The organism is Candidatus Bathyarchaeota archaeon (assembly GCA_029882535.1).
Taxonomy (GTDB): Archaea; Thermoproteota; Bathyarchaeia; order Bathyarchaeales; family SOJC01; genus JAOUKM01.
In genome coordinates, this window is sequence record JAOUKM010000048.1 from 1 (window position 1) to 7,929 (window position 7,929).

General features: G+C 43.4%; 8 protein-coding genes. 5 read left to right on the forward strand and 3 right to left on the reverse strand.

Annotated elements, in window-relative coordinates:
• A partial coding sequence (locus tag OEX01_08900) for a hypothetical protein (GenBank protein MDH5449098.1) occupies window positions 1–213 on the forward strand: 213 nt, incomplete at its 5' end.
• Window positions 214–328: 115 nt separating this feature from the next.
• Complete coding sequence (locus OEX01_08905; protein MDH5449099.1) at window positions 329–1,729, forward strand: RsmB/NOP family class I SAM-dependent RNA methyltransferase; 1,401 nt, start codon at window positions 329–331, stop codon at window positions 1,727–1,729.
• On the opposite strand, the gene speB is transcribed toward OEX01_08905, so the two are convergent.
• A complete protein-coding gene (speB, locus tag OEX01_08910; protein ID MDH5449100.1) occupies window positions 1,726–2,619 on the reverse strand; it encodes an agmatinase in 894 nt (297 codons plus the stop codon). The two genes, OEX01_08905 and speB, sit on opposite strands and share 4 nt — an antisense overlap.
• Before the next feature lie 109 nt (window positions 2,620–2,728).
• Window positions 2,729–3,448, reverse strand: coding sequence for a rhomboid family intramembrane serine protease (locus OEX01_08915; protein ID MDH5449101.1), 720 nt, complete (start codon window positions 3,446–3,448; stop codon window positions 2,729–2,731).
• Window positions 3,449–3,766: 318 nt separating this feature from the next.
• On the opposite strand from OEX01_08915, the gene OEX01_08920 reads away from it, so the two are divergent.
• The 3 genes from OEX01_08920 (at window position 3,767) to wecB (ending at window position 6,956) form a co-directional block, all read left to right on the forward strand.
• On the forward strand, window positions 3,767–4,765 hold the full coding sequence (locus tag OEX01_08920; protein MDH5449102.1) for a magnesium transporter: 999 nt from the start codon (window positions 3,767–3,769) through the stop codon (window positions 4,763–4,765).
• Window positions 4,766–4,871: 106 nt separating this feature from the next.
• On the forward strand, window positions 4,872–5,576 hold the full coding sequence (locus tag OEX01_08925; protein ID MDH5449103.1) for a substrate-binding domain-containing protein: 705 nt from the start codon (window positions 4,872–4,874) through the stop codon (window positions 5,574–5,576).
• Between the two features lie 300 nt (window positions 5,577–5,876).
• On the forward strand, window positions 5,877–6,956 hold the full coding sequence (gene wecB / locus OEX01_08930; protein ID MDH5449104.1) for a UDP-N-acetylglucosamine 2-epimerase (non-hydrolyzing): 1,080 nt from the start codon (window positions 5,877–5,879) through the stop codon (window positions 6,954–6,956).
• A 68-nt stretch (window positions 6,957–7,024) separates the two neighbouring features.
• Here the strand turns inward: wecB and OEX01_08935 are convergent.
• The coding region (locus OEX01_08935) for a hypothetical protein (GenBank protein ID MDH5449105.1) at window positions 7,025–7,929 on the reverse strand (905 nt) is incomplete at its 5' end.

Consider the following 7,929-nt stretch of genomic DNA (forward strand, 5'->3'; position numbering starts at 1 on the left):
AATGAGGGAAATATTCCCATGACATTAAACATGACAACCGACAACTGGAACCCCTCTTCAGCCTCAACGTACATAACATTAAGCTGGAACAGCGAAGGTAGCCAAGTTAGTGCCGATTCAGTTTTAGAAACAATCTTAACTTTGTCAGTATCATCAGGCATCAGTGAAATTGACAGCTTCAGCTTCGACATAACCATAACTGGCATCGAATAACACATCTGAAGAACTCGTTTTTAGCCTTTCCTCCCTTTTTGTTATTGCTAATTTAGAGAAATCAAGTCTTTTGAGAGAAATTCAAAATGGAAAATAAAAAAATAGAAAGATGAGTATGCATGTTAAGGTTTTAATAATCGTCTGTTGCATCAATTTGTGCGTGCGTGAGAAGTTGCTACGCGATGCTTGGGCGTTAGCCATCGAGACCCTATGCTGGATTGAGCTGAAAGGACTAAGTGAAAGACTCGCTTTAGTCAAAGCATCAAAACAGCTAGGTATTCAAGGCCCAAACACAATAGGTTTAGCTCATAAACTTGTGCTGGAAACTGTTAGGAGACAAAACTTCATCGACTACATGATCAACTCTCTATTAAAACCAAACTCTATCAACGATTTTCACCCAAGTAATCTTGCTTTTTTGCGTCTTTACACTTACGAAACAAAGATTAGAGGAAACAACGGCTACGAAAGAGCAGTAAGCATAGCTGGAATTGGCCGCTCTGTTCTAGGATGGCGAAGGTTGAAGGAAGTTGAGAAGGTTTTAGGTCCTTTACTTAGTCTAAAGCCACAGCAGGTTTTAGAAGGCTCAGATGATGCAGAAAAAGTCTCTTTACAGATGTTTCAGCCGTTTTGGTTTGTGAAATACTGTTTTAAATTGTTCGGTCGTCATGAGGCATTGCATATTTTTGAGAGTACACTTTCAAACACGCCCACTTACATTCGTGTCAACACTCTGAAAATGACCGAAGAAGAGTTGCTAAAAAAAATAAGCTGTGAAGGAATAATTTTAGAAAAGGTAGAAAGGCTGTTGCATACATACAAGGTGATAAAGAATAAGCAGCCTCTAGTAAGAACCTCCAGCTTCAGCAACGGTCTATTCTACATTCAAGATAAAGCAAGTTGTCTAGCTGCCGCGGTAGCCGCTCCTAAAACTGGTATGACAGTGCTGGATGTCTGTGCAGCGCCTGGCGCCAAAACAACCTATTTAGCTCAACTAATGGAAAATCGAGGCAAAATCTTCTCAGTAGACTATTCTAAGCGGAGGACGAGAATTTGGAAACGTGAAATCGAAAGAATGGGTGTAAAAATTGCCATGCCCATTATTGGGGATGCATATAATCCTTTGCCCTTTCATAAAGTCGAGGCTGACCTTGTTATCCTCGATCCGCCATGCACCAGCACCGGAGTTTTCAGTCGAACGCCCTCGGCTAAGTGGCGACTTTCTAAACGGTCAATAAGGAAAATGGCTGCGATTCAGTGGGAAATGTTGAACAACTGCGCTGAACTTGTTAAGAAAGGCGGCAGCCTAGTTTATTCAACCTGCAGTATCACTACTGAAGAAAACGAAGTTTTGATTGAACGCTTTTTGAAATGGAACTCTGAATTTGCACTGGTAGAAACCAAGCCCAGAATAGGGCTTCCTGGACTAAGAGGTCAGACTTGCAGTCAACGCTTGTATCCGCATATTCACGAGTCTAACGGTTTTTTCATCGCAAAACTTGTAAAACAAGCTTAGCTTTTTCGGACTTTCTCAATACGGCATAAAGCTTCAAAAAGAATTTTCGCGGCTTGAATTGCCGTAACTCCTTTGTCGTAGGGTGGTGCCACTTCCACCAAGTCTAAACCAACCAAGCGGCTGTCACAAAAATTGCAAATAAGGTCTAAGAGGACCTGGATTGACACCCCGTCTGGCTCCGGGTTTTGCACTGCCGGCGCAAAAGCAGGATCGAGCACATCCATGTCTATTGTCAGATAGGTTCTTTTGCAGTTTTCCACAGCTTTTCTGACAGCCTTAACTGTTGCTTCTAACCCTTTTTCTCGTATCTGTTTCGTTGTAAAGTATTGTATTCCAGCTTTTTTCGCGTATGTTAATTCTTCTTTGCAGACGGCTCTGGTGCCTACTTCAACAATTTTTTCGGGCTTTACGTGTTCGTTGAGCCTTTGCATAAAGGTTGTGTGGCTTGTGGCTAAATCCATATATTGGCTGCGGAGATCTAGGTGGGCGTCGAGGCTTATTACGGCAGTGTTTTTGCCGCCTATGCCTTGCGTTGCGCCCAAGGTGAGAGTGTGTTCTCCACCGATGAGTATGGGTTTTTTCTTGGTTTTCAGCAAATCTTTTACAGTGTACTCAAGACGTTTCAAGGTTTTTTCTACGTCGTTGCTGATGTGAAGATCACCTAGATCGTGGATTTTTAAATCTTCTATGTCGAGGTTTGAGCGGAAGCTGTAGGTTTCGATGTTCAAGGATGCTTCTCGTATGGCGAGAGGTGCGAACCTTGAGCCTGTTCTGTAAGTGCTGGTCACGTCGAAGGGTACACCGACGACGACGTAGTCAGCTTGGTTGAAGGCTTTTTGGTATCCACTAAAGATGTTGGAATGCGAAACGTAAAGCTCGAAGTAACTCATATCCACATGCACCACTTGTATCTGAGTCTACTAATCCTAAATGCTTTACTTAGCTATGAGGAACTTCCTGTTGATTTTCATTATGAATAAGGTTTTTGTATTTATGCGTTCAAATCAGAGGTGTCTCTTGCGAACTCTCGCTTTTTATATGCATGCGTGCCTTTTTTCGGAATGCGAAGATCATTATCATACCTGCAACGAAGCCGCCGATGTGCGCCCAGTAAGCTACACCGCCTACACCGAGCGACGTATAAAGCAGTTGTAGCAAGAACCAGAAACCTAAGAAGACTACCGCTGGAATTGGAACGATCCAGATTAACCTGAAAAGCAAGAGTGTCAATATTTTCGCTTTCGGATACATCACAATATACGCTCCAAGCACGCCAGAGATTGCTCCTGAAGCGCCCAAGGTAGGAATGGCAAGTTCAGGGAGTGTTGTGAGACTCAGTATGTGTGCAAAATCCGCTGCAAGGCCACAGACTAGATAGAATAAGAGATAGCGAAAGTGGCCAAGAGCGTCTTCCACATTGTCACCGAAAATGTAGAGGAAGAGCATGTTTCCACCGATATGGAAAATGTCGGCATGAAGAAACATGGAAGTAAGGAGCGTGTGTAGATTTTTAGCTTGAAGTATGTCGGCTGGCACCATCGTGAAGTTGTCGTAGAGCGACTCTACAAACAGATACATCACTCTGTCTTCAGGTAAAAGTGCGTAGTATGAGAGTGTGTAGTATAAGAGTGGAATGAAAGCTATTGCGTTAACAAGTATTAGAATTCGTGTTATGTGAGGGGTTGTTTGGGAACGATTCTCGTCACGAATAGGAATCAAAGGCCGCTACACCACTGAACTATTTGGATAATGAGAGGTTTAAGCGTTAAATGGCTCTCGCCAACTCCTTCTCAATTGAGGTAATCCATTACAGAAAGTCTTGAATGATTACATGCATGCAGAAATAGATCCATTCCTACTCAGAGTGGCGACATCTCCCGAAGTAGGACCCTAAAAAGTCTGATATCCCGCTTCTGACTTCCATTCTATACAACGTACTTCGCAGATATAAGTAGATAAGGAACTGTTTTCTAGAAGCCTCTTCTGACCATTTTACTGCAAAAGTTCATATGAACTGAAAAAGAATAGATTTAAACCATGCCAAATAAAAGATACCCTCCTAACACTGCTGGAAGTCGAATTATTACAGCATTTCCTCAGGTGAGAATTGGCGAGAAAATTAGAGATGTTGAGAAGATGCTTTTGGACAAGGCAAACAAATTCGACACCATAGATTATGTGTATGTTGTTGACGATAGTAGCGTATTGAAGGGTGTAGTTTCCATTAAAGAAGTCCACGCCTCCGAAAAAGATGTTAGTGTTAAAGAAATCATGAAAAAGAAGTTAGTTGTTATACATCCTTTGATGCATCAGGAAAGAATCGTCTATCTCGCTCTCTCAAACAAGATAAAAGCGATACCAGTTGTTGATCGAGAAAAACGTCTTCTTGGAATTGTGCCCTATGATACTATTCTTCAAATATTCAATGAAGAAGTCCGTGAAGATTTCTTCAAATTTGGTGGTATATTTCATAAAGTTGGAAAGGAATACACCACAATCAAATCTTCAGCCCTGACAATGGTAAAAACGAGGTTACCTTGGATCATAATAGGAGTTTTGGGAGGAACAATTACAGCTTCCATCATAACCAGTTTTGAACATGTTTTGAACACCTTGCTGGCTCTCGCAGCTTTTGCCCCAGTTTTGGCATATCTAAGTGATGCTGTTGGCACTCAGTCAGAAACCCTAGCTGTCCGAAGCATAGCTCTTGACCCAAAACTCTCTTTGAAGTCTTATTTTATAAGAGAGTTTGCTGTTGCACTTTCTCTTGCGTTAGCGTGCGGATTGCTGCTTTCAACAATTGCCTTTGTAGGTTGGCAAAACTCTACGCTAGGGCTTATCGTTGGGCTGTCCATGTTCCTGAGCATAATTTCCGCTGTCTTAATTTCAACAGGCTTCCCCTTCCTGTTCAAGAAAGCTAACTTAGACCCAGCTGTTGGATCTGGACCTTTCGCAACAATGATAAGTGATGCAGCTACTGTAACGATATACTTCACAGTAGCTTCGATCTTACTGGCGTCTTTTGGTCTTATGTAAAGAAGTCGTTGATTTTGAGACTTTTCAGAAAATGATGAAGAGTTCTCTAAGCAAAGCGTAATAGGTACAAGAAGCTAGTTGTACAGAGTAGGTTGGAGACATTGATATGTCATACAAAAAAACTTTGCATGTCTATTCTTCAGGTGCAGTAGCTCCACCCGTCAAGAAATGTGCTAAAGAGTTTACGGCAAAGTTTGGCACGAATTTTGAATTTACTGTGGGGAAAGCTGAAAACCTCATTTCAGAGATTTCAGAGCTTAAGAGAGGCGACATACTGACATGTGGAGCTGAATTCATTCTTGATGAAGCACAGGAAAGAGGATTGATTCTTAGACACACAAGGAGAAGCGTTGGCTACAGGAGATCTGCTATTCTTGTGCCAATGGGGAATCCAAAGAAGATGAAATCAATTTCTGATTTGGCTAGGGAAGGAGTTAGAGTTGGAATTTCAGTTAGTGGGTGCTTGTTAGGAGTATGGGATGACATTTCTAGCAAAGCTGGACTCACCGATCGCATAAGAAGGAATGTTACGGATTTTGCTGATGGATGTGGGGCCGTCATGGCTTTGATTAACCAAAGGAAAGTTGATGCTGTCTTTGGTTGGGATGCCTTCCAGAAGTTATGGAGGGCAACTATTGAAGTTGTAGAATTACCGAGAGATCTTCAAGTCTTCAGAAGTACAGGCATAGCTGTTATAGGGTTCTCAAAAAACAAAGAAACAGCCAAAGAGTTTATCGACTTTATTATATCAGAAAATGGTAAGAAAACCTATCATGAATACGGTTGGTATCATACGCTGGCTGAACTGTGATTAAACATTCAGCATCACTTTCCAAATGACTTGTGGAAGAAACTTCGATTAGTGAATGAGACTGGACACTCAAAATTCCCATCACAAAAAAGGCTCGATAGTCTGGTTCTGCTAATTGCTAGAAAAACAAAGCTTCAAAAACCTGAGCGGTCAATAAGATATGTAAACGGAAGAATTGCCCATATATACGCGCGCGTGGAGCATGCATATATTCAATGTGTTGAAACCTGGAGAGCCATACACGCATGGCGGAACAGTGATTTTCAAGTGTCGAAGGATTAAGAAGGGAGAGTGTCGAGAATTAAGATTTCGATAGTATTGGGCACTCGGCCTGAGATTATCAAATTGTCTCCGGTTATTCGTGAGTGTAAGCGTTTGGACTTAGATTACTTCATCCTTCACACAGGTCAACACTACTCGTATAATATGGATCGGGTTTTCTTTGAGCAGCTTGAATTGCCCGAGGCCGAGTATAATCTTGATGTGGGATCTGGGAGTCATGGAGAACAGACTGGCAAGATGTTGATGGAGATAGAAAAGGTGTTTTGCAGCGAGGATCTTGACGTTGTCTTGGTTGAAGGCGATACTAACACCGTTCTTGCTGGAGCCTTGGCTGCTGTGAAGCTTGGCGTCAAGATTGGGCATGTAGAAGCTGGTTTGAGAAGCTACGACAGACAAATGCCTGAGGAAATCAACAGGGTCTTGGCTGACCATTGTTCGGACTTGTTGTTTGCACCCACTGAGAAGTCTAGGAGCATATTGTTAGGTGAGGGGATTTCTGAAGACAAGATCTTTGTTACAGGCAACACGATTGTTGACGCCATCTACCAGAATTTGGAGATAGCAAGGAGAAAGAGCAATATTCAACGCCGTTTAAGCATTGGAGATGGTAATTACTTCTTGGCTACGGTTCATCGTCAAGAGAACGTTGACAACGCGGAAAGGTTTCGGGGGATACTGAAAGGTTTGGAGATTGTTCAAAAAGAGTTCGGTTTCAAAGTTGTCTATCCGATTCACCCCAGGGCTAAGAAGCAACTTAAGGTGTTCAATATTGAAGTGAAGAGAGTTATGCTTATCGAACCATTAGATTATCTGGATTTTCTGCAGCTTGAGAGTAACGCTAAACTTGTTCTAACAGATTCCGGCGGCGTGCAGGAAGAAGCGTGCATCTTACGAGTTCCATGCGTAACTTTGAGGTATAATACGGAACGACCTGAAACTTTGGAGGTTGGAGCAAACGTGATAGCTGGAACAAACCCGTACGAAATTGTGGACAAGGCAAAGAAAATACTTGACATTGACACCAACTGGGAGAACCCGTTTGGCGACGGTGAAGCAGGTAGAAGAATCGTTCATATTTTGAGGAAAGAATTTACCTAGATCAAGAAATATTTCGAAATGCGCACACGCAAAAAAAAAGAGGTGTTTGTTGATCCAGCATGATGTAGCTATGGATCTGGATGTTGCGGTTTCTCGCTTATAGTGCCTAATGTCCTGTCTATGTAGACACGTGGTGGATGATCTCCATAGTATATTTCAAGCTTGATTGTTGTTGCACATGGGTTCATGTCTTGCAGCTCTATGAGGCCGCCTTCGTGTAGCCATTTGGTTATGAAGTAGGTGTCTTCTCCGGTCCATCCCCAGACGATGAATCCGACTGTGCCGTTCAAGTCCTTATACGTCGAGACTATTCCGAATCCCCAATCGGTTCCTGGTGACCTTGCTGCTTGGAAGTGGTAGTCCCATGAGCCAAGTAGGTAGAGTCCGTAGCCGTACTGGTCGGTGAATGGTGGGCCTGTCATGAAGGCGTCTGTGAAGTCATTCCAGTATTCTGAGTCTAGGTTTGCTGCGGGTCCGCCTACGGTGATTATGTTGCTGCTGGCTACTGGCCAGGTGTGGCAGTAGTCGTCTTTCAATGCTGTTCGCTCCAGTTGGTCGTAGTAGCTTTCACGTAGGGTTCCGTTGCCTGTGAAGAAGTTGTGTACGTATGGGATTCGTGGTCCGAAGTTGTTGTCTAGCATGTCTAGTCCGCTGAGGCCGAGCTCGATTCCTTTGTTCTTGAAGGCTGCTGTGACCATGGATGCGCCCGCTGAGTCTACTGCTGCTGAGTCGCGGCCCACTATGGCCCATTCGTAGCGTCCTTTCGGTGGCGGAATTACGATCTCGAATTTCATAGCTATGGCTTCAGCGAAAGCTGCGGCGTCTGCAACATACTCTACCCATCCTGCGTCGTGTGGCGGTGCAATAGTGCCTGGTTGAGGCCAAACAACTCCGTCTCGCATCCAAGTGACATCTGGACCAGCGCCGATTGCCTCTGCATCCAACTCGTCTAGATATGGGGCTTCGCCTGCCG

What these genes read in the sequence shown, in the direction of transcription:
- OEX01_08905 (MDH5449099.1), top strand. Translation starts at nt 329, where the DNA reads ATGCATGTTAAGGTTTTAATAATCGTCTGTTGCATCAATTTGTGCGTG.
- speB (MDH5449100.1), bottom strand. Translation starts at nt 2,619, where the DNA reads ATGAGTTACTTCGAGCTTTACGTTTCGCATTCCAACATCTTTAGTGGA.
- OEX01_08920 (MDH5449102.1), top strand. Translation starts at nt 3,767, where the DNA reads ATGCCAAATAAAAGATACCCTCCTAACACTGCTGGAAGTCGAATTATT.
- OEX01_08925 (MDH5449103.1), top strand. Translation starts at nt 4,872, where the DNA reads ATGTCATACAAAAAAACTTTGCATGTCTATTCTTCAGGTGCAGTAGCT.